Origin of the sequence: Sphingomonas epibiotica, assembly GCF_039615155.1 — a bacterium.
Lineage (GTDB): Bacteria > Pseudomonadota > Alphaproteobacteria > Sphingomonadales > Sphingomonadaceae > Sphingomonas.
On record NZ_JBDGHY010000009.1, the window covers coordinates 87,079 to 113,211 of the forward strand.

23 protein-coding genes and 3 tRNA genes are annotated in these 26,133 nt (G+C 67.2%); 13 read left to right on the forward strand and 13 right to left on the reverse strand.

The window, feature by feature from the left end; all coding sequences use genetic code 11:
- Nucleotides 1-11 precede the first annotated feature (11 nt).
- Both AAIO73_RS17275 and AAIO73_RS17280 read left to right on the forward strand, forming a co-directional pair.
- Nucleotides 12-98: transfer RNA gene (locus AAIO73_RS17275), tRNA-Tyr, on the forward strand.
- Between the two features lie 11 nt (nucleotides 99-109).
- Nucleotides 110-463, forward strand: coding sequence for a YnfA family protein (locus tag AAIO73_RS17280; protein ID WP_526023819.1), 354 nt, complete (start codon nucleotides 110-112; stop codon nucleotides 461-463).
- A 5-nt stretch (nucleotides 464-468) separates the two neighbouring features.
- On the opposite strand, the gene AAIO73_RS17285 is transcribed toward AAIO73_RS17280, so the two are convergent.
- Nucleotides 469-542, reverse strand: a tRNA-Gly gene (locus AAIO73_RS17285).
- 163 nt (nucleotides 543-705) lie between these two features.
- On the opposite strand from AAIO73_RS17285, the gene hisS reads away from it, so the two are divergent.
- The 4 genes from hisS (at nucleotide 706) to AAIO73_RS17305 (ending at nucleotide 5,250) form a co-directional block, all read left to right on the forward strand.
- Nucleotides 706-2,052, forward strand: a complete 1,347-nt coding sequence (hisS, locus tag AAIO73_RS17290; protein ID WP_345879680.1) for a histidine--tRNA ligase — start codon at nucleotides 706-708, stop codon at nucleotides 2,050-2,052.
- The gene (gene prfA / locus AAIO73_RS17295) at nucleotides 2,049-3,119 is read left to right on the forward strand and encodes a peptide chain release factor 1 (RefSeq protein ID WP_242119228.1); all 1,071 of its coding nucleotides are present in this window, start codon (nucleotides 2,049-2,051) and stop codon (nucleotides 3,117-3,119) included. The genes hisS and prfA overlap by 4 nt, the downstream gene beginning before the upstream one ends.
- 180 nt (nucleotides 3,120-3,299) lie before the next feature.
- A complete protein-coding gene (gene prmC, locus AAIO73_RS17300) occupies nucleotides 3,300-4,118 on the forward strand; it encodes a peptide chain release factor N(5)-glutamine methyltransferase (protein ID WP_345879683.1) in 819 nt (272 codons plus the stop codon).
- Between the two features lie 244 nt (nucleotides 4,119-4,362).
- Nucleotides 4,363-5,250: a DUF4167 domain-containing protein gene (locus AAIO73_RS17305; RefSeq protein ID WP_345879685.1), complete on the forward strand. Its 888-nt coding sequence runs from the start codon at nucleotides 4,363-4,365 to the stop codon at nucleotides 5,248-5,250.
- Nucleotides 5,251-5,315: 65 nt separating this feature from the next.
- On the opposite strand, the gene AAIO73_RS17310 is transcribed toward AAIO73_RS17305, so the two are convergent.
- The 6 genes from AAIO73_RS17310 to tgt form a co-directional block, all read right to left on the reverse strand.
- A complete protein-coding gene (locus AAIO73_RS17310) occupies nucleotides 5,316-5,921 on the reverse strand; it encodes a DedA family protein (protein ID WP_345879687.1) in 606 nt (201 codons plus the stop codon).
- Nucleotides 5,922-5,957: 36 nt separating this feature from the next.
- Nucleotides 5,958-6,911 (reverse strand): glutathione synthase, encoded by a 954-nt coding sequence (gshB, locus tag AAIO73_RS17315; RefSeq protein ID WP_345879689.1) that lies wholly within the window; start codon nucleotides 6,909-6,911, stop codon nucleotides 5,958-5,960.
- Nucleotides 6,912-6,966: 55 nt separating this feature from the next.
- A complete protein-coding gene (locus AAIO73_RS17320; RefSeq protein WP_345879690.1) occupies nucleotides 6,967-7,899 on the reverse strand; it encodes a cell wall hydrolase in 933 nt (310 codons plus the stop codon).
- A gap of 179 nt (nucleotides 7,900-8,078) precedes the next feature.
- On the reverse strand, nucleotides 8,079-10,910 hold the full coding sequence (locus AAIO73_RS17325) for a M16 family metallopeptidase (protein ID WP_345879692.1): 2,832 nt from the start codon (nucleotides 10,908-10,910) through the stop codon (nucleotides 8,079-8,081).
- 118 nt (nucleotides 10,911-11,028) lie between these two features.
- A complete protein-coding gene (locus AAIO73_RS17330; RefSeq protein ID WP_345879693.1) occupies nucleotides 11,029-11,229 on the reverse strand; it encodes a hypothetical protein in 201 nt (66 codons plus the stop codon).
- A 21-nt stretch (nucleotides 11,230-11,250) separates the two neighbouring features.
- A complete protein-coding gene (tgt, locus tag AAIO73_RS17335; RefSeq protein WP_345879719.1) occupies nucleotides 11,251-12,384 on the reverse strand; it encodes a tRNA guanosine(34) transglycosylase Tgt in 1,134 nt (377 codons plus the stop codon).
- A 68-nt stretch (nucleotides 12,385-12,452) separates the two neighbouring features.
- On the opposite strand from tgt, the gene AAIO73_RS17340 reads away from it, so the two are divergent.
- Nucleotides 12,453-12,617 (forward strand): hypothetical protein, encoded by a 165-nt coding sequence (locus tag AAIO73_RS17340; protein WP_345879696.1) that lies wholly within the window; start codon nucleotides 12,453-12,455, stop codon nucleotides 12,615-12,617.
- 25 nt (nucleotides 12,618-12,642) lie between these two features.
- Here the strand turns inward: AAIO73_RS17340 and AAIO73_RS17345 are convergent, their stop codons facing one another.
- The 5 genes from AAIO73_RS17345 to lgt all read right to left on the reverse strand — a co-directional run bounded on the left by AAIO73_RS17345 (nucleotide 12,643) and on the right by lgt (nucleotide 17,422).
- Complete coding sequence (locus AAIO73_RS17345) at nucleotides 12,643-13,950, reverse strand: cystathionine gamma-synthase family protein (RefSeq protein ID WP_345879697.1); 1,308 nt, start codon at nucleotides 13,948-13,950, stop codon at nucleotides 12,643-12,645.
- Nucleotides 13,951-14,058: 108 nt separating this feature from the next.
- A complete protein-coding gene (pgeF, locus tag AAIO73_RS17350) occupies nucleotides 14,059-14,826 on the reverse strand; it encodes a peptidoglycan editing factor PgeF (RefSeq protein WP_345879700.1) in 768 nt (255 codons plus the stop codon).
- Nucleotides 14,823-15,332 carry a GNAT family N-acetyltransferase gene (locus AAIO73_RS17355; protein WP_345879701.1) on the reverse strand — a complete coding sequence of 170 codons (510 nt, stop codon included), beginning with the start codon at nucleotides 15,330-15,332 and terminating at the stop codon, nucleotides 14,823-14,825. The genes pgeF and AAIO73_RS17355 overlap by 4 nt, the downstream gene beginning before the upstream one ends.
- Complete coding sequence (locus AAIO73_RS17360) at nucleotides 15,329-16,372, reverse strand: class I SAM-dependent methyltransferase (RefSeq protein ID WP_345879702.1); 1,044 nt, start codon at nucleotides 16,370-16,372, stop codon at nucleotides 15,329-15,331. The genes AAIO73_RS17355 and AAIO73_RS17360 overlap by 4 nt, the downstream gene beginning before the upstream one ends.
- 150 nt (nucleotides 16,373-16,522) lie before the next feature.
- Entirely contained in the window at nucleotides 16,523-17,422 is a 900-nt protein-coding gene (lgt, locus tag AAIO73_RS17365) for a prolipoprotein diacylglyceryl transferase (RefSeq protein WP_526023820.1), read from the reverse strand.
- Nucleotides 17,423-17,637: 215 nt separating this feature from the next.
- Between lgt and AAIO73_RS17370 the strand changes: the two genes are divergently transcribed.
- The 4 genes from AAIO73_RS17370 to AAIO73_RS17385 all read left to right on the forward strand — a co-directional run bounded on the left by AAIO73_RS17370 (nucleotide 17,638) and on the right by AAIO73_RS17385 (nucleotide 24,168).
- Entirely contained in the window at nucleotides 17,638-19,866 is a 2,229-nt protein-coding gene (locus AAIO73_RS17370; RefSeq protein WP_345879705.1) for a xanthine dehydrogenase family protein molybdopterin-binding subunit, read from the forward strand.
- Nucleotides 19,867-20,124: 258 nt separating this feature from the next.
- Nucleotides 20,125-21,132 (forward strand): ferrochelatase, encoded by a 1,008-nt coding sequence (gene hemH, locus AAIO73_RS17375; protein ID WP_345879708.1) that lies wholly within the window; start codon nucleotides 20,125-20,127, stop codon nucleotides 21,130-21,132.
- A gap of 30 nt (nucleotides 21,133-21,162) precedes the next feature.
- Entirely contained in the window at nucleotides 21,163-21,885 is a 723-nt protein-coding gene (gene phbB / locus AAIO73_RS17380) for an acetoacetyl-CoA reductase (RefSeq protein WP_242119276.1), read from the forward strand.
- 804 nt (nucleotides 21,886-22,689) lie between these two features.
- Entirely contained in the window at nucleotides 22,690-24,168 is a 1,479-nt protein-coding gene (locus tag AAIO73_RS17385; protein WP_345879709.1) for a S41 family peptidase, read from the forward strand.
- Between the two features lie 96 nt (nucleotides 24,169-24,264).
- Here the strand turns inward: AAIO73_RS17385 and AAIO73_RS17390 are convergent, their stop codons facing one another.
- A complete protein-coding gene (locus tag AAIO73_RS17390) occupies nucleotides 24,265-25,335 on the reverse strand; it encodes a hypothetical protein (protein ID WP_345879712.1) in 1,071 nt (356 codons plus the stop codon).
- Between the two features lie 222 nt (nucleotides 25,336-25,557).
- Between AAIO73_RS17390 and AAIO73_RS17395 the strand changes: the two genes are divergently transcribed.
- Both AAIO73_RS17395 and AAIO73_RS20320 read left to right on the forward strand, forming a co-directional pair.
- Nucleotides 25,558-25,633, forward strand: a tRNA-Thr gene (locus AAIO73_RS17395).
- Between the two features lie 88 nt (nucleotides 25,634-25,721).
- Entirely contained in the window at nucleotides 25,722-26,060 is a 339-nt protein-coding gene (locus AAIO73_RS20320; RefSeq protein ID WP_526023821.1) for a DUF6538 domain-containing protein, read from the forward strand.
- The last annotated feature ends 73 nt before the right edge of the window (nucleotides 26,061-26,133 follow it).

Here is a 26,133-nt window from a genome sequence, read left to right on the forward strand (position 1 = left end):
AAGCGGCGGCTGGACAGGTGGCCGAGTGGTTAAAGGCAGCAGACTGTAAATCTGCCCGGGTTTCCCGTACGCTGGTTCGAATCCAGCCCTGTCCACCACCGCCCGCGCTTTGGCGCGGCGGTGTTTCGCGGGAAGCAAGACGATCCCGACCCCCATCCTCTTCGCCATCGCCGCGCTGCTCGAAATTGCCGGCTGTTTCGCCTTCTGGGCATGGTGGCGGCTCGACCGGTCGCCATGGTGGCTGCTGCCTGGCCTCGCCGCATTGGCGGCCTTCGCATGGATACTCGCACAGAGCGACGCCGCCGGGGCGGGGCGCGCCTATGCGGCCTATGGCGGCATCTATGTGCTGAGCGCGGTGCTGTGGGGCTGGGCGGTCGAAGGGCTGGTGCCCGACCGGTTCGACCTTGCCGGCGCGGCACTATGCGTCGGCGGCTGCGCCGTGATCCTGTTCGGCCCGCGATAGGGGATTGGAGCGGGTAACGGGAATCGAACCCGTGTATTCAGCTTGGAAGGCTGCTGCACTACCATTGTGCTATACCCGCCCGCACGCTGCGGCGTGGAGGCATTGCCCCTGCCACAGTCGGGCGGACATGGTCAATGGTGCGCGTTCGCGGCATCTGCACCGGACCGGACAGGATCGAACGCCGTACCCCCGGCGCTAATCGCTGGCGTTCGGACGGCGGACGCCATAAATACCGCCGCCCAATGGCCAAGATCACGACACCACGCCCGGTCCGGGGCACGCAGGACATATTCGGCGATTTCGAGCGGCGCTTCACCCATGTCGCCGAAACGTTCGAACGCGTCCGCCGCCTTTACTGTTTTTCGCGGGTCGAGGTGCCGGTCTTCGAATCGACCGCGGTGTTCGCACGCTCGCTGGGCGAAACGACCGACGTCGTGTCGAAGGAAATGTATTCGTTCGAGGATCGCGGCGGCGATTCGCTGACGCTGCGCCCCGAATTCACCGCCGGCATCGCCCGCGCGTACCTGACCGAAGGGTGGCAGCAATATGCACCTTTGAAGCTCGCGACCCACGGCCCGGTCTTCCGCTACGAACGCCCGCAAAAGGGCCGCTATCGCCAGTTTCACCAGATCGACGCCGAAGTCATCGGCGCGGCCGAACCGATGGCCGATGTCGAATTGCTGGCGATGGCCGATCAACTGCTCCACGAACTGGGCATCGCCGATGGCGTGACGTTGCAGCTCAACACGCTGGGCGATGCCGCCACGCGTGATGCATGGCGCACCGCGCTGGTCGAGCATTTCGAGGCGCATCGCGGCGACCTGTCCGAAGACAGCCTCAAGCGGCTCGACAAGAACCCGATGCGTATCCTCGATTCGAAGGATCCGCACGACCGCCCGATCGCCGATGCGGCACCGGGAATCGACGCGTTTCTGACGGCGGAGGCGGCGGACTTCTTCGCGGCGGTGACCGGTGGTCTCGACGCGGCGGGGGTCAAGTGGACCCGCAACGACCGACTGGTGCGCGGCCTCGACTATTACCGCCACACCGCGTTCGAATTCGTCACCGACCGGCTGGGGGCGCAGGGCACGGTGCTCGCCGGCGGGCGCTATGACGGGTTGATCGAAAGCCTTGGTGGCCCCGCGACGCCGGGCGTCGGCTGGGCGGCCGGGATCGAGCGACTGGCGATGTTGCTGGACGAGCCGGAAGCGCCGCGCGCCGCGGTCTGTGTCATCCCGCGCGAGGGCGGGGCGGACACGCCGGCCATGGCGTTGCTGCAGGAACTGCGCGGCGCGGGGGCGGTCGCCGACATGGCCTATCGCGGCAACCTGAAGCGCCGCATGGCCAAGGCCGATACGCAGGGCGCGTCGATGGTTGCGCTGGTCGGGGCCGACGGGGCGGTGACGGTCAAGTTGCTCGCCACCGGTCGTCAGATCGATCTGTCCGCCGAGGATCGTGACGCCTTCCTGCATGCCGCCACGCTTTATTCATCGGGACTGACCGATGGGGAAGTCGATGGCGAATCGGTGTTGGACGAAATGATCGGCGAATGGCGCGAAGGGCTCTGGCAGGTATCGGATAGCGAATGACCATCGCTCCCGAACGCATCGCCCAGATCGAGGCGCGGCGCGACGAACTGGCGGCGCAGATGGCGACGGGCGACCTGCCCGGCGACCGGTTCGTCGCGGTGTCGAAGGAATATGCCGAACTCGAACCCGTCGCACAGGCGGCGGGCGAGGTGCGGCGGCTGCGCGCCGAGAGCGAAAGCCTCGCCTATATGACGCAGGACGCCGATGACGATCTGCGCGCGATGGCGGTCGAGGAACTCCACGCCAACCGCCAGCAGCTCGACGCTGCCGAACGCGCGCTGGCGCTCGCGCTGCTGCCGCGCGACGCGGCCGACGAACGCGCGGCGATGCTCGAAATCCGCGCCGGCACCGGCGGCGACGAAGCGGCGCTGTTCGCGGGCGACCTGTTCCGCATGTATCAGCGCTATGCCGACAATCGCGGCTGGCGGGTCGAGCTGATCTCGGCATCGGTGTCGGATGCCGGCGGATACAAGGAAGTCGTCGCCAGCGTCACCGGCGCGGGCGTGTTCGCGCGGCTGAAGTTCGAAAGCGGCGTCCACCGCGTGCAGCGCGTACCGGCGACCGAGAGCGGCGGGCGCATCCACACCAGCGCCGCGACCGTTGCCGTCCTGCCCGAAGCGGAGGACGTCGACGTGCAGATCGACGACAAGGATCTTCGCATCGACGTCTATCGTTCGTCGGGGCCGGGTGGCCAGTCGGTCAACACCACCGATTCGGCGGTGCGCATCACCCACTTGCCGACCGGGCTGGTCGTGATCCAGCAGGACGAAAAGTCGCAGCACAAGAACAAGGCCAAGGCGCTCAAGGTCCTGCGTACCCGCCTATACGAGGCGGAGCGCCAGCGGCTGGCCGACGAACGTGCCGGCACCCGTCGTTCGATGGTTGGATCGGGTGACCGCTCCGAACGCATCCGTACCTACAATTTCCCGCAGGGGCGGGTGACCGACCACCGCATCAACCTGACGCTGCATCGCCTGCCCGAAATTCTCGAAGGCGAAATGGAAGAACTGATCGGCGCGCTGATCGCGCAGGACGAAGCGGAGCGGCTGGCGACGCTGGATGCTTGATTCACGCGAAGGCGCGAAGACGCGAAGCGAAGAAAAGAGTTTTCGCGCAGAGGCGCAGAGGGAAGCTGGAAAGCGCCTGACGGCGCGGAACGTCCCCCGGAACACAACCCCTCTGCGCCTCTGCGTCTCTGCGCGAAATCTAGCCTTTTTCTTCGCGCCCTCGCGCCTTCGCGTGAACCCATGACCACGCTTCGCCAAGCGCTGACCGAGGCAGCGGCCCGCATCGCCAACGTCTCGCCCTCCCCCCGCCTCGACGCAGAACTGCTCGCCGCCCATGCCCTTGGCTGCTCCCGCGAGGCGATGCTGCTCGCCCGGCTCGACGATCCGGTCCCGGCGGCGTTCGACGTGCTGGTCGAACGCCGCCTGACCCATGAACCGGTCGCCTATATCACCGGCACGCGCGCCTTCTGGACGATCGAACTGGCGGTCGGCCCCGGCGTGCTGGTGCCGCGCGCCGACAGCGAGACGCTGATCGAGGCGGCGGTCGCGCATTTCGGCGGTAGCGCGCCCGTGCGGATTCTCGACCTCGGCACCGGGCCCGGCACGTTGTTGCTGGCGGCGCTCGCCGAATGGCCGGGGGCGAGCGGGCTGGGCATCGATGCGTCGGAAACGGCGCTCGATTATGCCCGCCGCAACGTGGCCGCCCTTGGGCTGTCGGATCGCGCCGTCCTGCGCACCGGCGACTGGACCGTCGGCATCGACGAACGCTTCGACCTGATCCTCGCCAACCCGCCTTATATCGGGACGACGGAGATATTGCCGCACGAGGTGGCCGGCCATGAACCGGCGGCGGCGCTGTTCGCGGGCACGGACGGGCTCGACGATTATCGCCGGATCGTTCCCGACCTGCCGCGCCTGCTCGCCCCCGGCGGGATCGCGGCGATCGAGATCGGGCATGAACAGGATGATGCGGTCATGGCGCTGGTCTGCTCGGCCGGTTTGCCCGCTCGGCTGGTGCGCGATCTGGGCGGCCGACCGCGTTGTGTGATCGCCGGTTGAAATGCACCGGATCGGACCCATATTTCCCCTTGGATAAGCCGTGCGCAGCCGCTAAGACCGGCTCGGGGCAGGCACCATCGACCAGGTCGTTGATTGCGGGGCGTGGCTCCTTCCATCGTCATGTGCACCACTGTCGTCCGGTGGTCATGGCAGGCGGACGGTGCCCATGCATCGCCTTGCGGATTTGCTCGCATCCGGGATCGGTAGATCGACGGACAGGTAAGGACAGGACAACCAACCCTTGATGAACAATCGTCAGGCCGGCCGCCGTCGCGGTCGCGGTGGCCAGCGTCAGCCGGGAAGCGGCGGCGGCAACCCGCGCGACAACGGCAATCGCATCGACAATCGCGCCCGCGGCAACGCCGCGCAGTTGCTGGAGAAGTATAAGAACCTCGCCGCCGACGCCCAACGCGCCGGCGATCGGGTGAACACCGAATATTATCTCCAGTTCGCCGACCATTATTTCCGGGTGCTCGAAGCCGGCCGCTCGCGCGTCGAGGAACAGCGCCGCGCCCGCGACGAGTTTGACGGCGCGGAGGACGAGGATTTCGATCTCGACGAGAACGAGACCGGCAACGATCGCGGCAACCAGCGTGAAGACCGCGGCAATCGCGAAGATCGTGGCAATCGCGACGATCGCCAACGCGAGGACCGCCAACCACGCGCCCAGCGCGAGGATCGCTATGCCCGCGACGACCGCCAGCCCCGCGAAGACCGCGCGCCGCGCGAGGAGCGTCAGCCACGCGAGGAGCGTCAGCCACGCGAGGAGCGTCAGCCGCGCGAGCGGCTGCGTCGCGACGGCGGCCGGCTGCAGCAGCCTGCCGCCGATCTTGGCGAACAGCGCGGCGTCGAAGGCGAAGTCGGCACCCAGCAGGTCGAAGCGGCTCCGGTAGCGGCGCCTGCGCCCGCTCCAGCACCGGTCGCTGCCGAAGCGGCCGAGGCCAAGCCGGTCCGTCGCCGTACTACGCGTGCCCGCGTCGAAGCGGCACCCGCGGCGGTCGAAGAATCGGCGCCGTCGATCGAGGCGGATCGCCTGCCGCCGGCGCTGTCGGCCGGTGACGATACCGCCGAACGTCCGCGTCGCCGTCGCCGCGTCCGTACCGAGGAAGAAGCCGTACCGCCGGCCGCCTGATCGGATGCGCGACGGCTGAAAACGAAAACGCCCCGGGTCAAACCGGGGCGTTTTTCATGCCGGGCTCAACGCTGCGCGCGCGGTTTCCAGGTGATGACGCGGTAGAGGTAGAACAGCACGATCGCGACCGACATGCCGATCGCGACCGGGCCGACATAATGGTCGAGCTGTTCGAAATTCGATCCCAGCCACAGTCCGGCATAGGCCAGCACCGCGTTCCACACGATGCTGCCGGTGAAGGTCGCGAGGAAGAAGCGCCAGCGCGGCATGCACGCCATGCCGGCGGGCAGCGAGATCATCGTGCGAAAGGTCGGCATGAAGCGGAACACGAACACCGTCTTGCCGCCATGTTTCCGGAAGAAGCGGTGCAGCTTCTCGACATCCTCCCACTCGACCGTCAGCCACCGGCCCCAGCGGTCGACGAACGGCTTCAGCCCGTGATAGCCGAAGCGCCGCCCGATCGCGTACCAGAAATAATTGCCGGCGGTGGTGCCCGCCGTACCCCAGAGCAGTAGCGGCACCATCCCCATGTCGCCGCGCGCCACCGCCATCCCGCCCACGCCCATGATGACCTCCGACGGGATCGGCGGAACGACATTCTCCAGCGCCATCAACAGGAAGATGCCGATATAGCCGCCGCGCGCGATGGCATCGAGGATGAAGGTCGTCATGAGAGTTCGGAACGTGCAGGCAAGGGTTTCGTGCCGTTACCGCGCCGCAACGCGAGCCTCGATCGCGTCCCAGATCATGCCCGCGATGTCGGTGCCGTCGAACTTTTCGATCGCGACGATGCCGGTCGGGGAGGTGACGTTGATCTCGGTCAGCCATTCGCCGCCGATCACGTCGATGCCGACGAAGATCAGCCCGCGCCGCTTCAATTCCGGCCCCAACGCCGCGCAGATTTCGCGCTCGCGCTCGGTCAACTCGGTCTTGGCCGCAGTGCCGCCGACCGCGAGGTTCGACCGGATTTCCCCGGCACCTGGCAGGCGGTTGACCGCGCCCGCGACCTCACCATCGACCAGCACGATCCGCTTGTCGCCCTGCGCCACCGCCGGCAGGAACGCCTGGACCATATGCGGTTCGCGAAAGGCGGTGTTGAACACCTCGATCAGCGACGACAGGTTCTGCGCATCGCTGTCGATCTTGAAGATCGCCTTGCCGCCATTGCCGTGCAGCGGCTTGACCACGATCGAACCGTGCTCGGCGAGGAACGCACGCGCCTCGTCGACCGATCGGGTGATGAGCGTCGGCGGCATGAAGCGCTGATAATCGAGCACGAACAGCTTTTCGGGCGCGTTGCGCACCGATGCCGGATCGTTGACCACCAGTGTCCGGTCGCTGATCCGCTCGAGCAGATGCGTCGCGGTGATATAGCCGAGGTCGAAGGGCGGGTCCTGCCGCATCAGGACGACGTCGGCCTGCTCGCCGAGATCGAGCGAGACCGGATCGCCGAGCGTGAAGTGATCGCCGACCACCCGCTGCACCGTCACCGGAAAGGCCCGCGTCCACACCCGGTCGCCCGACTGGTTCAGGTCCTCGGGCGCGTAATGGAACAGCCGGTGCCCGCGCGCCTGCGCCGACAGCATCAGCGCAAAGGTCGAATCGCCCGCGATGTTGATGCCCGATATGGGGTCCATCTGGACGGCGACGGTCAGCGACATAGGGTATCTCCGGTGGTTCGCGGTTCAGGTAGGCGCGGGTGCCGCGAATGTCACGTCAGCGCAGCGGTTGCCCCGAATCCTTCCAGCGATCGAGGATCTGCGAATCGGCCGGCAGCGCAGGTGCCGCAGGTGCCGCGGGCGCCGCCGTGGCGGCGGGCGCGGGCGGGGGTGGCGCTGCGATCGGTATCGTCACGCTCGGCATGGCGGTGGCGGGTAGCGGCGGGGGCTGCAACGGTCCGGGCAGCGGCTCGCCACCCATATGGCGGTCGCGAAACGCGGCGGGGGTGCCCCACCACCCCTTCCACCGGTGGAAGAAATGCGCGCCGAACACTCCGGTCATCACCAGCCCCCGGTTCCACGACGGCGTGACGGCATAGGTATGGTAATGCGTCGCCAACCCGACCGGTGCGAACACTTCGCCGGTCAAGGCGCGCGCCGCGACCCGCCGGGCGCGCAGCCAGACCGCAGATGCCGGCGTCCGTGCCATCGCTCCGTCGCAGGCAAAGCTGAACTGGCAGCGCGGATGGTCCGATCCTTGAAACACAACGCCGCACACCGTCGCCGGAAAGGCGGGATGCCGCACGCGGTTTAGCACGACCTGCGCCACGGCGCGCTGCCCGGCATCGGGTTCGTTGCCGGCTTCGTAATAGACCGCGCTGGTCAGGCATTGCAGCGCACGGGCGCGATCGAGCTGGGTGCCGCGCAGGACGAAGGGTTGGGCGGCGTGGACTGAGATGTCGGGGCTGTCGTTCGGGACGGGCGGCTGGGGCAGGGCGGTCGTGCCGGTCTCGCCCCGGCGGACGGGGGCGTCGAGCAACAGCAACGCCGCGCCGGGGAAATGGTCGTCGGCTTCATAGCCGAAGCGGGCGGGCGGGGGTGCCGGTTGCGGTTCGCGCGGTTGGAACCGGGCGAGTGCGATTCCTGCGAAGAACAGGGCGATAGCGGTCGCTATCCACCGGTTCCGGTCAAGGGTCGCAAACGCCGCCATCGTGTTGGTCTGTAACCGAAATATGTAGCCACATAGTGAACCAGATCCTCCCCGGGACGGGGAGGGGGACCAGCCGCAGGCTGGTGGAGGGGGATTTCCACGAACGTACCGCCTGCGGACACCCCCCTCCACCACCGCTACGCGGCGGTCCCCCTCCCCGCGGAGCGGGGAGGATCTGGTTACCGCAGATCCGCGCTCCCCAGATCGACCGACGCCGCCGGGATCACCACCAGCCCCGGATACGCTGCGCGCAGCGGTTCGAGGAACTGCTTGGCGTCGCCGACCACGACGATGCTCGCCGCCTTCGGGTCCATCACCCGCGCCGCAACCGACTGGACCGCTGCCGGCCCGACCGCCTCGACCGAGGGGAGGAAGGTCGCGATCCGGGCGAGCGGCACGCCATCGGCGACATAGGTGGCGATGGTGCCGGCAATGCCGCTGGTGCGTTCGATCGTCCGCCCGAAATTGCCGGTCAGCACCGCCTTGCGCGTCGCCAGTTCGGCTTCCGGCGCGGGTTCGGTGCCCAGTCGGCGGAACTCGTCGGTGATGATCTTGACGACCTCGGGTGCCGACGGGTTCTTGGTCTGGGTCGCCGCACCAATCGCACCGCCTGCGCGGCGCGCATCGAGCTCGGAACGTGCGCCATAGGCCAGCCCGCGCTTGATCCGTATTTCCTGGTTGAGCCGCGAGGAGAAGCCGACGCCCAGTGTCGCGTTTGCGACGGCGGCGGGGAAATAATCCTTGTCGTCGCGGGCGATGCCGGGACGCGCAACGACCACGCCGGCCTGTCCGGCGCCGGGCATGTCGACGACGATAACGCGCGGGGCGGGTGGTGCGACTGCTGCGACCGCAGCGGGCGTCGTCCCCGCCGCTGCCCGCCAGTCGCCGAACAGCTTCGTCGCCAGTGCCATGCCGCTATCGGCGGTCAGATCGCCGACCAGGATCAGCGTGGTCTCACCCGGCTGCCACGCGCGGGCATAGGCACCGACGATATCGTCGCGGGTGATCGCCTTCAGCGTCGCCGGCGTGCCGCTGGCTGGATGGCCATAGGGTGCCGCGCCGAACACCGCGCGATCGGCGACCAGGCTCGCCAACTGCCCCGGGTCGGTCAGCGCCACCGACACGCCGTCGATGGTCCGGGTGCGCAGCCGGTCGATCTCTTCCTGTGCAAAGGCGGGGTTGCGCGCGACATCGGCAAGGATGGCGAGCGCGGGTGCGGCCTGTGCCGACCCGACGGTCAGCGTCACGCTCTGCGAATCCCAGCCGGCACCGCTGCCGATGCTGCCGCCAAGCGATTCGATGGCGCGCGCGATCTCGGTCGCCGACCGGGTCTTCGTCCCCTGCGTCAACAATCCGGCAGTCAGTTCACCGACGCCCGCGCCTCCTTGCGGGTCGGCGACCGCACCGCCGCCGCCGACCAGCGCGGCGGTTACGACCGGAAGCCCGCGCTTCTCGACCACGACGACGCGCATGCCGTTGGGCAGGCGGCGTTCGACCGGCACGGGAATCGCGACCTGCACCGGCGCGGCGGGGGCGGGGGGCAGGATGCGCTGACCCTCGGGCGCGGGCGTGTGGATGGCGATGCCCGGCGGCACCGCCAGCGGCGCGGTGACGACGCTGTCGGCGATGGCGATCGTGTCGCTCGCTGCATTGGCTGGCTTGGCGCTGTCAGGCAGATAGCGGATCGTCGCGGCGCGGTTGGCCGCCAGCCAGATGCGGGCGACGCGCTGGACATCGGCGGCGGTGACCCGGCCGATCGCGGCAAGGCCCTTGTCGGCGGCCTGCGGGTCGCGCTCGACGATCACGCCCTGCGCCAGCGCCGACGCTTTCCCCTCCGCCGTTTCGCGCGACAGCAGTTCGGCGGTCGTGATCTCGTTCTTGGCCTCGGCCAGTTCGGCGGGCGTGGGCGGGGTCGCAATCAGGCTGGCGACCTCACGCTTCAGCGCCGCCTCGCCTTCGGCGACCGACTTGCCGCTGGCAAGGATGGCGTAGAGCGACAAGGTGCCCGGCCCCTGCTTGGCGTCGAGCTGCACGCCGACGTCCTGCGCGATCTGGTCGCGATAGACCAGCGACTGGTGCAGGCGCGAATTGTCGCCGCTCGACAGGATCGCGTCGAGTACCTCGAGCGCTGCCTGATCGGGATGATTGGCGGGCGGCAGCGGATAGCTGATGAGGATTGCGGGCAATGGCGTGTTCGCCTCGTACACCGTCTTGGTCACCGGCTGCTCGCGGACCGGTTCGTCGGTGGTCACGCGCGGGATCGGGCGGTTTGGCTTCGCGATCGGCGCGAAATATTCGTCGACCCAGCGGTTGAGCTGCGCCGGATCGAAATTGCCCGCGACCACCAGCACCGCATTGTCGGGCCGGTAATAGGTGGCGTGGAAGGCGCGGATATCGTCGATCGTCGCCGCATCCAGGTCGGCGATCGACCCGATACCCGGCCGGGCATAGGGATGGCGGCTATAGGACACCATCGGCGCGTACAGGCCGAACAGCTTGCCATAGGGCTGGGCAAGGATGCGACTGCGCAATTCCTCCTTCACCACCTCGCGTTCCGACGCGAAGGTCTTGGGATCGACGACCAAGGTCGCCATCCGGTCCGCCTCGGCGAACAACAGCCGTTGCAGATGGTTGGCCGGCACCACCTCGTAATAATTGGTGTAATCGTCGGCGGTGGACGCGTTGTTGTATCCGCCGACATCCTCGGTCAGCCGGTCGAGCTGTTCGGGGACCAGGTTGCGCGTCGCCTTGAACATCAGATGTTCGAACATGTGCGCGAACCCCGACCGTCCGGCGGGATCGTCCTTCGACCCGACATCGTACCAGACCTGCACCGACACGTTCGCGCTCGACGTGTCGCGAATGGCATAGACGCGCAGGCCGTTGGGCAGGGTGCGTTCGGTATAGGCGATCGGCGGGACCGTCGCTTCGGCAGTCGCTAATGGACGTTGTTGCGCATGGGCAGGGGCGAACAGGGCGGTCGAAAGCAGCAGCGCAAGGCCGAGACGCATCGTGAAACTCCGGCAAGGATAAGGCCGGAGGTGTGGGCCGCCCGAACGGCAGGTGTCAACGTATCATCGGTTACCAGCGTCACACCGGACTAGCCGGCGTAACGCTGCGACCGCCGGTTCAGCCCTTCTTGCGCCCTGCATTGGCATAGAGCAGCGCGGCGGCCAGCGCGGCCGATCCGATGCCGATGCCCACGCCGATCGGCACCAGTGGCCATGGCTGTCCCTTCGAAGGCTGTTTCGTGTCGGCAGCCGCGTCGGCCAGACGCTTGGCTTCCTTGGCGGCCGCGGCGACCTCGTTCAGTTCAGTCTTCTCAGTCATGTTCCTCTCCCTCTTATGGCTCTAACGTTTCTCGGCGCCGTAGCGTGCCCGGAAATCGTCGGCGAAAACGGTCAGCGTGTCGCTGGCGATCGCGGCGCGCAGATCGGCCATCAGCGCCTGGTAGAAATAGAGATTATGCTCGGTCATCAGCATCGCACCGAGGATTTCGCCCGCGCGGACCAGATGGTGGAGATAGGCGCGGCTGAAATTGCCGCACGTCGGGCAGGCGCATTCCGGATCGAGCGGTCCCGTATCCTCGGCGAACTTGGCGTTGCGGATGTTGATCGGGCCGGATCGCGTGAACGCCTGTCCGGTGCGCCCCGACCGGGTCGGCAGCACACAATCGAACATGTCGATGCCGCGTTCGACCGCACCGACGATATCGTCGGGCTTGCCGACACCCATCAGATAGCGGGGTTTGTCGACCGGCAACTGCTGCGGCGCATAATCGAGCACGCCGAACATCGCCTCCTGCCCCTCACCCACGGCAAGGCCACCGACCGCATAGCCGTCAAAGCCGATATCGATCAGCGCGTCGGCGGAAGCTTTCCGCAGCTTTTCGTCGAGCGCACCCTGCTGGATGCCGAACAAGGCGGCGCGTGACGCATGGTCCTCGCCCGAATCGAAACCCGCCCGGCTGCGGCGCGCCCAGCGCATCGACCGCTCCATCGCGCGCGCCTGTACGTCGCGGGTCGAGGTCGTCGGCACCAGTTCGTCGAACGCCATGACGATGTCGCTGCCCAGCAGCCGCTGGATTTCCATCGACCGTTCGGGGCTCATCAGATGGCGGGTACCGTCGAGATGGCTCTTGAACTCGACGCCGTCCTCCGACCGCTTGGTCAGCTCGGACAGGCTCATCACCTGATAGCCACCGCTGTCGGTCAGGATCGGCCGGTCCCAGCCCATGAAGGCGTGCAAGCCGCCCAGCCGCGCGACGCGTTCGGCAGTGGGGCGCAGCATCAGGTGATAGGTATTGCCGAGCAGGATATCGGCACCGGCGGCGCGCACGTCCTGCGGCTTGACCGCCTTGACCGTGGCGGCGGTGCCGACCGGCATGAAGGCGGGGGTACGGATCTCGCCACGCTGCATGGCGATGGTCCCGGTGCGGGCGCGGCCGGAGGTGGCGGTGACGGTAAAGGCGAAACGGGGCGGCATAAGGGGTCGCGTCATGCCGGACCTTACCCGCGCTGTCGACCGTTGTCGCGGCTTCGCAAAGGAGAGACATGATGGCCGAACCGCTCAACCCCGGCGACGACGCCGCCCCCGGTACGCCCGGCACCGGCGAGGACATCTGCCCGCGCTGCGGCGGCAAGGGCACGATCGAAGGCGGCGAATGCCAGAATTGCGGCGGGACGGGCAAGGTGATCGAAGGCATCGGTGGCGCCTAAATCCTCCCCGTGCCGGGGAGGAATTTTAGATCGCCGCCAGCGCCTGCTCGAAATCGGCAATCAGGTCGTCGGCATCCTCGACCCCGATCGAGATGCGGACCAGATTGTCGGTAATCCCCAGCGCCGCCTTGCGCGCATCGGGCACCGACAGATGCGTCATCCCGGCCGGATGGCTCGCCAGCGTCTCGGTCCCGCCGAGGCTGACCGCGAGCTTGGCGATGGTCAGCGCGTCTAGGAACGCGAACGCCTCGCGCTCGCCGCCCTTCAGGTACAGCGAGAAGGTCGAACCACCGCCGGTGCAGTGGCGGCGATAGATATCGGCCTGGCGGTCGTCCTTGAGGAAGCCGAGATAGCCGACCCGCTCGACCTTGGGATGGTCGCGCAGGAACGCGCATACCTTTTCCGCATTCTCGCCCGCCCGGCTCATCCGCAGTTCGAGCGTCTCGAGCGACCGCAACAGCATCCACGCCGTGTTCGGGTCGCAGATCGTGCCGATGGTGTTGCGCATCGAGCGGATGGTGTTGATGTGCGCCTTTGATCCCAGGACACCGCCCGCCACCAGGTCACTGTGGCCGCCCGCATATTTGGTGAGCGAGTAAACGACGAGGTCGGCGCCGTGCTGCAGTGGTTGCTGCCAAAGTGGTCCCAGAAACGTGTTATCGATCGCGATCGGCGGTTTTTCGGCGTTATCGCCGAACACGGCGTCGCGGGCGGCCGCGACCGCTTCGATATCGACCAGCGCGTTCGTCGGGTTGGCCGGGCTTTCGAGGTAGATCAGCGGCACGCGGCCTTCGGCCTTGCGCAGCACCGCCTCGATCTCATCCTGCGTGGCACCTGCCGGAAAGTCGAGATAGTTCACCCCAAAGCGCCCAAGCACGCGGCCGATCAGCGTCTCGGTCGCGGCATAAAGCGGCCCCGAATGGATGATGGTGTCGCCCGGCTGGACCATCGACAGGAAGAGCGTCGCGATCGCGGACATGCCGCTGGAAAAGACCAGCGCGTCCTCCGCCGCTTCCCACACGCCCAGCCGATCCTCGAGGATTTCCTGGTTCGGACCGTTGAAGCGCGAATAGACCAGCCCTTCGGCCCCGCCGGGACGCTTGCCGGTCACGCCCTCGAAATGGCGCTTGCCCGCCGCGGCGTTGGGAAAGACATAGGTCGAGGTAGCGAAGATCGGCGGTTTCAGCGATCCTTCGGACAACACCGGGTCATAGCCATGCCCCATCATCAGCGTCGCCGGCTTCAGCCGCCGCCCGCCGACCGTGTCGACCGAGGGTTTTGGACGGCGACGTGGCGGGACGCCGGTCAGATCGGCTTCGGTTTCGTCGGACATTGCGAGTCTCTCCTGCTTTGCGGCGGCAGGGTAACGATAGTTACGGTAGAAACCAAATGCGGCGGTCGCACCCGTCCGTCGTCCCGGCCTCCGCCGGGATGAGGAGAATTATGAAGTGATCCCGATCACCGACAATTGCCGTCCATAATCCGGCTCGCCGCGATGGGTCGCGCGGCGGAAGCTGTAGAAGCGATCCGCCTGCGCATAGGTGTCCTGACCCAACGCCTCGATCCGCCGCACGCCCGCCGTCGCCAGCCGGTGGACGACATAGGCTTCGAGGTCGAACCGGGCATGGCCGGGACGGTTTTCGGCAAAGAAGCGTTCATTGGCCGGATCGGTCGCACAGAAGCGTTCGACGAAGCCCATATCGACCTCATAGCTCGCCCGCGCGATACACGGGCCGATCGCGGCGGCAATGCGGTCGGCGCGGGCGCCCAGCTTTTCCATCTGCGCGATGGTCGCGTCGGTGATCCCGGCGAGCGCCCCCTTCCACCCGGCATGGGCGGCACCGACCACCCCGGCCTGCATGTCGGCGAGCAGCACCGGTGCGCAATCGGCGGTGACGATGCCGAGCAATATGTCGGGCCGTTCGGTGACCATCGCATCGCCCTGCGGCCGGTCGGCGTCCGGAAAGGCGGTCAGCACGCGGACGACCGATGCCGAATGCGTCTGGTACAGCCCGCACAGCGCCGCGCCCGGCAGCACCGCCGCCACGGCACGCGCGCGGTTCTCCGCCACCGCCGCCGGATCGTCGGCCGAGCCGAGCCCGACGTTCAGCCCGGCGACGACCCCGTGCGACACACCGCCCCGCCGCCCGAGAAAGCCGTGCGCCGCGCCGTCCAGCGCAGCGGCGCGGATCACCTCGACCTCGCTCACAGCGCCACCCGCATCACGTCATCCACATCCCGATGATTGCCGACCATGAAGTCGTACGTACCGACCCGTTCGAAGCCATAGCGTTGATAGAAGCGCCGGGCGCGATGATTGTCGACGAACACCGACAGATAGCATTCGTCCGCGCCGGTCGCGCGCGCCTGTTCGAGCATATGCTCCATCATCCGCGCGGCAAGGCCGCTGCCCTGCCATGGCCCGCAAACATAGAATTGGCGCAGTTCGATCGGCTTGCCCTGTGGCGTGAACGGCAGCGAGGGCGGGCCGAGCTTGGCGTAGCCGGCGGCGTCATCGCCCGCCATCGCCAACACGACATGATAGCGCGGGTCGGCCAGTTCGGCGTTCCATTTGTCGGGCGTGTGATTGGTCAGGAACGCGGCAAGATCGGCGGGGTCGTAGAGATGGCCGAACGTCTCGGTAAAGGTCTCCGCCCCGATCTTCGCCAGCAGCGCGGCATCGGCGATCGTCGCGCGGCGCAGCACCGGGGTCATGCGAACCCCGCCGGGACCGGCCAGCCGGGGCTGGTGATCGCGATCGCCTTGAACAGGCTGCCCATCTGTTCGTCCTCCACCAACCGGTCGCGATCGGCGCGCAGTCCCTCCGCCCGGTCCGGCGACTTGGACGACAGCGCCTGCACCCGCGCGTCGATGCCGAGCGCCTTCAGCAGCGCGCCCTGTTCGACCGGGCCGTAGGCCACAGCATCCTCCGCTCGTGCAGCCTCGGCGAGCGTCGCGAAATCGACATGCGCGGTCAGATCCTGTTCGCCCGGCTGGTCGTACGGGTTGACAAAGCCATGACCACGCACCGCCTGCAACGTGTCGCCGATCGCCGGGCCGCTATAGCCATAGTCGATGATGATCGCGCAGCCGCCCTGCGCGACGAGCCGCTTGGCAAGCTGGCGCAGGATGGCGACCGATGCGGGCGCGGTTTCAAGGACCGATCCGACCGGCGCGTCGCGCAGGTGTGGCGGAATGATCGGGTCGAAGCCGCGCTGTCCCACGATCGGCAGGAACAGCGTGTCCTGACACGCGACCAGCCGTTCGCGCCAGCCCTCCGCCGTCTTGACCAGTTGCCGGATCGGCAGCGCATCGAAGAATTCGTTGGCGACGACCAGCAGCGGGCCATCCTCGGGCAGGCCGACACTGTCCATCGCCCATTCGGCCTGCGGCACGCGCTTCGCCTGTTCGGCACGCAGCGTGGGGCTGGTTTCGACGAAATGGACGGCGGGCGTGCAGCCGGCCGAGGCCATCGCGCGCAGCGCATCGGCGGCGAGCGTCCCGCGGCCGGGGCCGAACTCGACATAGCGCGCTGCCGGACGGCCCGCGCGATCCCATTGGTCGGCCAGCGACAGGCCGATCAGTTCGCCGAACATCTGGCTGATTTCGGGCGCGGTGGTGAAGTCGCCGTTCGCGCCCAGCGGATCGCGCGTTGCATAATAATGCGCATTGGCCGCGCCCATGAACTGGGCGAGGCTGATCGGCCCGGCAAGGGTGATCGCGCGGGCGAGCCGTTCGGGGAGGGCGCTATCCATCGATCCTCCCCGGCACGGGGAGGGGGACCGCCGCGAAGCGGTGGTGGAGGGGGGTGGCGGCAGACGCTACGGTTGTGGCGGAGGCACCCCCCCTCCACCAGCCTGCGGCTGGCCCCCCTCCCCACAGGGTGGGAAGGAATTTCAGGAGCTTCACGCCACGCTCTCCGTGCCGGCGATCGGTTCCACTCGCACGCGGCGCTTCCTCGCGGTCGCGATCAGGTAGATGCCGCCCGCGATCATCGGCAGCGTCAGCCATTGGCCCATGTGAAGCCCGGTCGCCTGCGCGAATTCGACCAGCTGTGCATCGGGTTCGCGCCAGAATTCGACGAAGAAGCGCGACAGGCCGTAGCCGAGCAGGAACGCGCCGACCAGCTTGCCCGGCTGGTAGCGGGCATCGGTCTTCCAGAACAGGAACCACAGGACGAGGCCGAGCAGCAGCCCTTCGAGGCCCGCTTCGTACAGTTGGCTGGGATGGCGCGCCGGGTCGAGCCCGCCGGGAACGGTGCGGGGGAACACGATCGCCCATGGCACGTCGCTCGGCCGGCCCCACAGCTCGCCATTCACGAAATTGGCCAGCCGCCCGAAGAATAGCCCGAACGGGGCGCAGCACGCGACATAGTCATGGACGCGCAGCCAGTTCAGGCCGTGCTTGCGCGACAGCAGGATGATGCCGACCATGGTGCCGATGGCGCCGCCATGGAACGACATGCCGCCGTCCCACAGCCGCAGGATCTTGATCGGGTCGAGGATCATTTCGGGTGCGTAGAACAGCACATAGCCGATCCGCCCGCCCAGGATGATGCCGAGCGTCGCGTAGAAGACGAAGTCGTCGGCATGACGCCGCGCCATCGGTGCGCCCGGCTGGTCGAGCAGCTTGAGCAGATACCACCAGCCGATCAGGATGCCGGCGATATAGGCCAGCGAGTACCATTTGAGCTGGAAGAAGCCGAGGTTCAGCGCGACCGGGTCCAGCCCGAGGTCGCTGTAGCGGATATGGCCCGCGGCCATGCCGAGTTCGCCGGTGGCGGCGGCGAGGGTGGAAAGGATCAAGAGGAACGCTCCGGCTGTGTGGCGGCGGGTAATATCGGGCTTGGCGGCATAGGGAAACAGAAACTCCTCCCCGGCACGGGGAGGGGGACCATGCGCAGCATGGTGGAGGGGGCGTCGGCAAACGAGACGTAAGCGTTTGGGGCCAACCCCCTCCACCATCCGCTGCGCGGACGGTCCCCCTCCCCGTGCCGGGGAGGATTTGCTAGGGCACGGTAATGGCCGGACCTTCCACGCCCCGCATCACCCGCCGCAACCTGCTGATCGGCGGCGGGGCGGGGGTCGGGTTGATCGTCGCATGGGGCCTGTGGCCGCGCCGCTACGGCGTCAATCTCGCCGCGGCCGAGGGCGAGAGCGTGTTCGGCGCCTATCTGAAGATCGGCAGCGACGGACAGGTGACCGTCGCCGTGCCGCAGACCGAACATGGTCAGGGCGTCTATACCGCCCTGCCGCAGATCGTCGCCGACGAACTGGGCGCCGACTGGCGGACGGTCGCGGTGGAGGCGGCGCCGATCAACCCGCTCTATGCCAATCCGCTGGCCGCCGGCATCCTGTTCGGCGACGCGCTGGCGCTGCTCCCGCAAGCGACGCGCGCCACCCATGCCGAGCGTAGCGCGCTGATGCTGACCGCAGGATCGACCTCGGTCCGCCGGTTCGAGGCACCGTTGCGCGCGGCGGGTGCTGCGGCACGGGTGTTGCTGTGCAAGGCGGCGGCGCGGGGCTGGGGCGGCGACTGGCGCAGTTGCGGCACTGCCGACGGGTTCGTGGTGATGGGGGAGCGGCGCGAACGCTTCGGCGTGCTGGCCGAACGCGCCGTACGCGAGAACCTGCCCGGCGGCGAGCTTCCCTTGCGTACCGGCGACGACAAGCGGTTGATCGGCACGCCCGCCCCCCGGCTCGACGCGCCCGCCAAGGTCGATGGCAGCGCGACCTTCGCCGGCGACGTCCGCAAGCCCGGCATGGTCTTCGCCTCGATCCGACAGGGGCCGATCGGCGATGCGAAGCTGCTGAGCGTCGACAAGGCGGCGGCCGAAGCGGTGCCGGGCGTGGTCAGCGTGATCGAGACCGATCGCTGGGTCGCGGCGGCGGCGGCGACGTGGTGGGCGGCCAATCGCGCGGTCGATGCAATGGCGCCGCGTTTCGAAACGCACGGGCTGGTCGACGACCGTTCGATCGCCTCCGCGCTCGATTCCGCGCTGGCGGGGGAGGGGGCGAGGGTCCATGACGTGGGCGATGTCGACGCCGCGTTCGCGGGCGGGCGGACCCAGACCGCGACCTATCGTGTCCGCGCCGCGCTCCATGCCGCGATCGAGCCGACCAGCGCCACCGCCGAATGGAATGACGGCACGCTGACGTTATGGATGCCGACGCAGGCGCCGACGCTGGCCCGCGCCGCCGCCGCCCGCGCGATCGGTATCGGCGAGGACCGGGTGATCCTGCATCCGACGATTGCGGGCGGGTCGTTCGGCGCCAATCTCGACCACCGCGTCGCCGAACAGGTCGCGGTGCTGGCACGACGGCTGGAGCGGCCGGTGCAGCTGACCTGGTCGCGCGGCGAGGACTGCCTTGCCGATCGCTACCGCACCCCTGCCGCCGCGCGGATGACGGCGCGGCTGGGGCGGGGCGGCAGCATCCTGGGCTGGCGGGCGCAGATCGCAGCGCCGCGCACCGGGCGCGATCTGACCCGGCTGCTGCTGGGCGGCGACGTGGCGGCGTCGCTCGGCATGGCACTGCCCGGCGACCGCGGCGATGCGCTGGCGACCGAGGGCGCGGTGCCGGCCTATGGCGTGCCGAACGTCGCGGTCGATCACCATCCCGTCGACCTGGGCCTGCCCGCCGGCTGGTGGCGGTCGGGGGCGCATAGCTACACCGCCTTCTTCACCGAATGTTTCCTCGACGAACTGGCCGGCTTTGCGGGAATGGAGGCGCATTCGTTCCGCATCGCGATGCTGGGCGGTGACGTCGCGCTCGCCCGCTGCCTGTCGACGGTCGCGACGATGGGCGGGTGGCAGGGCGGGGTGCCCGGCAGCGCGCAGGGCATCGCCTGTCACCGGATGCGCGGATCGGCGATCGCCTGCATGGCGGAGGCGCATCTCGACGGGGGGCGGGTCAAGGTCGACCGGCTGGTCGTCGCGGTCGATTGCGGGCGGGTCATCAACCCCGATCTGGTGCGGCAACAGGTCGAGGGCGGGCTGCTCTTCGGCATGGCGCAGGCGGTCGGCGCGGCGACCGGGTTCGACGCGAACCTGCCCGCCGTGCGGGGGTTCGGGGGGCTGAACCTGCCACGGCTGGCCGATAGTCCCGAGATCATGATCGAACTGATCGAATCGGATGCCGATCCGGGCGGGGTCAGCGAATTGGCGGTGCCGGTCGTCGCCCCCGCCATCGCCAACGCGCTGCACGCCGCGACCGGACGGCGCTATCGCACGCTGCCGCTGCTCGGGTGAAGGAAGAAGAGTGTTTTCGCGCAGAGGCGCAAAGGACGCAGAGAATGAGGTGCGCTTGGAAATGCTTCGCGCTTAAGCGCCTTCTGTATTCGGTTGCAGCGGCCCAAGCGGTCTCCCGGTCGCGAAACGCCGGCCAATAACGCAACCCCTCTGCGCCCTTTGCGCCTCTGCGCGATTACAGATCTTCTTCTTCTCGGCACCTTCGCATGGACTGAATCCCCTTGCACCAAAGCCGAAGCTCGCGCGTTACACGGCGCCATGGACCTGCCGCCGAATCACCCCGCCATCCCGAAGCGCCGCGTCGGCGTGTTGCTGATGAACCTCGGCACGCCCGACGATCCCTCGCCGCGATCGGTGAAGCGTTATCTCGCCGAATTTCTGTCCGACCGCCGCGTGGTCGAAATCCCGCCGATCGCGTGGCAGCCGATCCTGCGCGGCATCATCCTCAACACCCGACCGAAGAAATCGGCCCATGCCTATCAGCAGGTATGGAGCGACCAAGGCTCCCCGCTCGCCGCGATCACCCGCGCGCAGTCGGAGGCGATGCAGGGTCAGTTTGGGGACGGGGTCGTGATCGACTGGGCGATGCGTTACGGCAATCCCTCGATCGCCAGCCGGATCGAAACGCTCCGCCAGCAGGGCTGCGATCGCATTCTGCTCGCCCCGCTCTACCCGCAATATTGCGCAGCAACGACCGCAACCGCCAATGACAAGGCATTCGCGCATCTCGCCAAGCTGCGCTGGCAGCCGGCGATCCGCACCCTGCCACCCTATTATGACGACCCGCTCTATATCGACGCCCTGGTGACGACACTGCGCGAGGATTTGGCGAAGCTGTCGTTCGAACCCGACGCGATCGTCGCCAGCTTCCACGGCATGCCCAAACGGACACTGGAACTGGGCGACCCCTATCACTGCCATTGCCAGAAGACCGCACGGCTCGTGCAAGAGGCGCTTGGCCATCCGCTGACCGTCGCGTTCCAGTCGCGCTTCGGCCCCGCGAAATGGCTCGGCCCCGCCACCGACGAAACGCTGGTCGAACTGGCAAAGGCCGGCAAGCGCCGCGTCGCGATCTTCGCACCCGGGTTCTCGGCGGACTGTCTGGAGACGCTGGAGGAACTGGCTATCCGCGGCAAGGAAAGCTTCGAAGAAGCGGGCGGTACCGATTTCGCCTATCTTCCTTGCCTGAACGCCGAGCCGACAGGCAATAAAATGTTGCGCAACATTATCGCGCGCGAACTTGCGGGCTGGATCGACCCCGCCTAGCAGTAACGGAAATTGATCAGGAGAGAATGCATGGCACGGGTAGCGATCGTCACCGGCGGCACGCGCGGTATCGGCGAGGCGATCAGCCTCGCGCTGAAGGATATGGGCGTGACCGTCGCCGCCAACTATGCCGGCAATGACGAAAAGGCGAAGGCATTCACCGAACGCACCGGCATCGCCGCGTTCAAATGGGACGTGGGCGATTTCGAAGCGACCCAAGCCGGCGTCAAGCAGGTCGAGGAAGCGATCGGCCCGGTCGATATCGTCGTCAACAATGCCGGCATCACCCGCGACGGCACGCTGCTGAAGATGACGTACGAGATGTGGGAAGACGTGATCCGCACCAATCTCGGCGGCTGCTTCAACCTCGCCAAGGCGACCTTCCCCGGCATGCGCGACCGTAAATGGGGCCGTATCGTCAATATCGGCTCGATCAACGGGCAGGCGGGCCAATATGGTCAGGTTAACTATGCCGCCGCCAAGTCGGGCATCCATGGCTTTACCAAGGCGCTGGCACAGGAAGGTGCGCGGTTCGGCGTGACCGTCAACGCGATCGCGCCGGGCTATATCGACACCGACATGGTCGCTGCGGTTCCGGCCGATGTCCTCGAAAAGATCGTGGCGAAGATCCCGGTCGGTCGTCTGGGCCAGGCCAGCGAAATCGCGCGCGGCGTCGCGTTCCTGTGTTCGGAAGAAGGCGGGTTCGTGACCGGCTCGACGCTGAGCATCAACGGCGGCCAGCATATGTATTGATCGTGGTCCCGCGGGCATCCCGCGGGTTCGATGGTTCGAAAACGCCCCGGTGAAAGCCGGGGCGTTTTTTGTGCGACTATCTACGCGCGGGCCGACCTGCCTAGCCCTGCACTGTCCCGGGAGGACCAGCGCCGCGGTCCAGCATCGAAACGCAGTCGGTCCGCGAGCGCAACCGTAGCGCGGTCTCTCGATACCCTTTTTTCATCGAGCATCATCTGGCTGAAGGCGATGCGGGCATGGTCGCCGATACGGGCCCCGGCCTTCGCCGGGGCAGGCTCCGGACGACTTCCCAGCCAAATGGTCCAGCGCCATGACGGTAACGCTGTCTTGCTTGGCTGCGGCCACCACCTACGCGGCGGCACGGCGGAGTCTCAACCAAGCTAGAGTCGGGTGACATGCCCCGTTCGTCCTGAGTAGCCATTGAGCTTGTCGAAATGGCGTATCGAAGGACTGCTTGGGGCTGGTGCTTCGATACGGGTCTTCGACTAGCTCAGCCCCTGCTTAGCACGAACGCTTCTACCTCTTGTCATCACGCTATAGGGTCCGATCCACCCGCATCGAACCGGACGCCATCCCGGCGCAGGCTGGTTCTCCCGACGATAGCGAGCAGCAGGAGCCGCCTGCGACCCCAGCCTTCGCTGGGGTGACGTTTCTATGTAGGTGAATCAAACGCGAGCGACGTTCGTAAAAATCTCGGCTCGATCCGGGGTAGTTAAACGTCGCCCGTATTTGTATCGGCTTAAATCACGTCGTTACGCAGAAAATAGTGCGACCGTGCGATACTTTGCGTTTACTATACGGCGCATGGACCGACGCGATCTCCTCCGTGCTTTCGTCGCGCTTCCGCTGATCTCTTCCGGCCGCGCCGTTGCCGCGCCGGACGCTTCCGGCATCGACGAGGATTTCGCGGTTTTGCGCGCGGCGATGGCAATCCATCCCGGGGCACATCGTTATCTGTCGCCGGGGGAATTGGCCCGTCATCTCGCGGCATTCGAATCGGACTATGCCGCCGGCGTACGCGCGGCATCGTACGATCGATGCTACCTCGCTTTGTCCCGCTTCCTGACCACCATCCGCTGCGGACACAGCTATCCCAATTTTTTCAACCAGACCGATCCGGCGGTGAAGGCCCTGTTCGACCGGCCCACCCGATTGCCGTTCGATTTCGAATGGATTGGTCGGTCGATGATCGTCACCGCCGATCACAGCGGTACGAACGCACTGCCACGCGGGGCCCGCATCACCGCGGTCGACGGACGCGACGTCGGCGACATTCTCGATACGCTGATGCCCTATACGCGCGGCGACGGGCATAATGACGGCAAGCGCCGGTCGCTGCTGGGGGTGCGCGGGGCAGAGGATATCGAATATTTCGACGTCTTCCACGGACTGCTGCTGCCACCGATCGGGGGCGTGCATCGCCTGGCCTTGGTGCAGCCCGACGGTCGGGCAACCCGGGTCGAAGTGCCGGCGATTGGACTGGCCGCCCGACAGGCGACGATGACTCGCGTGCGCGAGGACAGCGACGCCCCGCGCTGGACCTATCATGTCCGGCCGGACGGGGTCGCCGTGCTGGACATGCCCGGTTGGGCGATGTGGAACTCGAAATGGGACTGGAAAAGCTGGCTTTCGGATCGCCTCGACGAGGCGGCGACCACCCATGGCCTGGTGGTCGACCTTCGTCGGAACGAGGGTGGCGACGATTGCGGTGACCCGATTCTGGCGCGATTGATCCAACGCGATCTGATCGGCTGGACCTTCGAACCGAAGGTGCGGTTTCGCGAGGTGCCGGCGACGCTCGCGCCGCACGTTTCCACGTGGGATGACGGTTTCCGGCGCATCGGGGTGCGCGGCGCCGATCTGGGCGGCGGCTGGTACGGCCTGCCCGACCGCGCAAGGCCGGTGCCGATCCGGCCGGATGCGAAACGTCTCGACGTGCCGGTCGCGGCGCTGATCGGCCCTGCGAACAGTTCGGCGACCTTTGGTTTCATCTATGCGGCACGGCGCAGCGGCCGCGTCAGGATGTTCGGTGAACCGACCGGCGGCAACCGGCGCGGAATCAATGGCGGCGGCTTCTTCTTTACGAAGCTGCCGGGCAGCGGCATCGAGTTCGACCTGCCGCTAATCGGCTATTTTCCGACGACGCCGCAGCCCGATGCCGGGATTGAACCGGACGTCGTCGTTCCGGTGACAGTCGAAGCGATCGCGACGGGACGCGATCCCGTACTTGACGCCGCCGCGGCATGGGCGGTGGCGCATCGCGCCGGTCCAGTGCGCGGCTGACCAGGCGTTCCGCTGCGGCATCCGCGCGGATGTTTCGATGGCGCACCGGACCGATTGGCCGTCGGGACGGAACGGCGCTCGCCGCCCGCCCTTGGCTCAATATCCCAGATCGCGCAGCGCGGTCTCGACGAACGCCGCATCCGCCTGCACCCGGCCGATGATCTCGACCGATCCGGCATCGACCGCACGCGCCAGCAGCACGACATAGGGTTCGTCGCCCGGCGCGACGGGCACGACCACGTTCGGCGTCGCGGCGGGGCGGGCGCCGGTGCGCTCGATCCATTCGGCGAACTCGCCTTCGCCCACCCCGGCGCGATTGGCGCGGGCGAGCAGGCGGGCATGGCCTTCGTGCGGCGTGCCGAACAGCAGGCGGACCAGCGTTTCCACCGGTGCGCGCGGATCGACGGTCAGTCCGGCACCCGCCAGCATCGCCGCATAGCCCGCCGCGTCGCGGTCGCTCGCGATCAGAAAGTCATAGGCTGTGGCCAGCGCCTCGGGTGATGCCGGTGCCGTCTCGATCGTCCGGCGCGTCGCGACCAGTTGTTCGGCCAGCGTCGGGGCAGGCTTCACGGCCGGGGTCGTGGGGGTGCTGGGGGCGATCGGTGCGCTCGGGCCGTCGGCCCATGCGGTGGCGGTGGCGAGCACGGGGGTGCGGCGTGGGGCGCTGGTGCGGCGCGCCTCGGTCAGCTCGGCGGCGAGCTGCGACTGCACGCTGGCGTCGACCACTTCCTTCCAGTTGATGACGCCATACAGGTAATCGATCGCCTCGCCGTCCGACGAAAACGGCATCAGAATGCCGCGATACAGCATCGGAAAGCCGCGATGGCCGACGAATTCGGCCTCGAACCCGATCGGCGCGCGGTTGGCGATGATCTGCAGATAATGGTCGGTCAGCCGCGACAGCAGCGATCGCGACGGCACCTGCGACAGGCGGACGATCGACGAATCGGTGCCGCTTTCCTCGCGCAGGGCGTGGCCGAGGAAGCGGATCTCCGCATCGTCCTGCCCGCCGGTGAAATCGAGCAGTACGCTGTTCGGGCCGAAATCGGCGATGCCTGCGGGGTCGAGCGACTCGATCAACGGGCACGGCCGGCCGTTCAGCAGCGACACCCAGTAGTTGTACGCCCGGACATGCATCCGCCGCTCGTCGGTCCCGACGGAGACCACTTCGCTACCAACGCCCTCCCGGTCCCCATCCCCCCGCTCCGAAGGCCCACCCACGATATCCATATTCAGATCCCCATGGGCCTTCTGCCCGATTGCTCGCCTTGTGTACCACGCGTGGTAAACGTCGGGTAAAGCGCGTGGCTACCCTTTCCGGTGTAAATCCACTTGCCACCCCCGCCCCCCGCTGCTAATCGCCCGCGTCCAGACGGCAAACCGTCCCGGGCCGCTTTAGCTCAGTTGGTAGAGCATCGCATTCGTAATGCGGGGGTCACAGGTTCGAGTCCTGTAAGCGGCACCACTTCCCTCAAGCCACTAAATTGCTTAGGGATTTTACGAAAGTTCAGGCTTAGCGCGATTGGCTGCTACAAACGTAGTGAGGCAGTAGCGTGTCGACTCATCTGTATCGTTGCCAAGGCGGAACCTATTATTTTCGCCGGGCCATCCCGACGAATTTCCGCGATCGCTTCGGCGGTCGCAGGGAATGGATCGCGTCTTTGCGCACGAAGGACCGGGTAGAAGCTAAGAGATTACTGCCTGCGCTCGTTCAGGCGTTCGATGCAGCTATGAATGAGGGGCAATCGCCCTCACTGGCTTCATACGGCCCCGAACAGAATGAAGTTAGTCGCGCCATAGGGAAACCAGTTGGAGCGGCGCAACGGCCTTCTGTAGCCCTATTGGCCACGTTCGAAACGTATGCGCTCGAACAAGGATTGAGTAGCCCCTAGATTTCTAGACGCCTTCCGCCTTCAAAACGTGCTGCCGTTCGAACGCGACGGGCGACAGCATCCCATTCCTGAG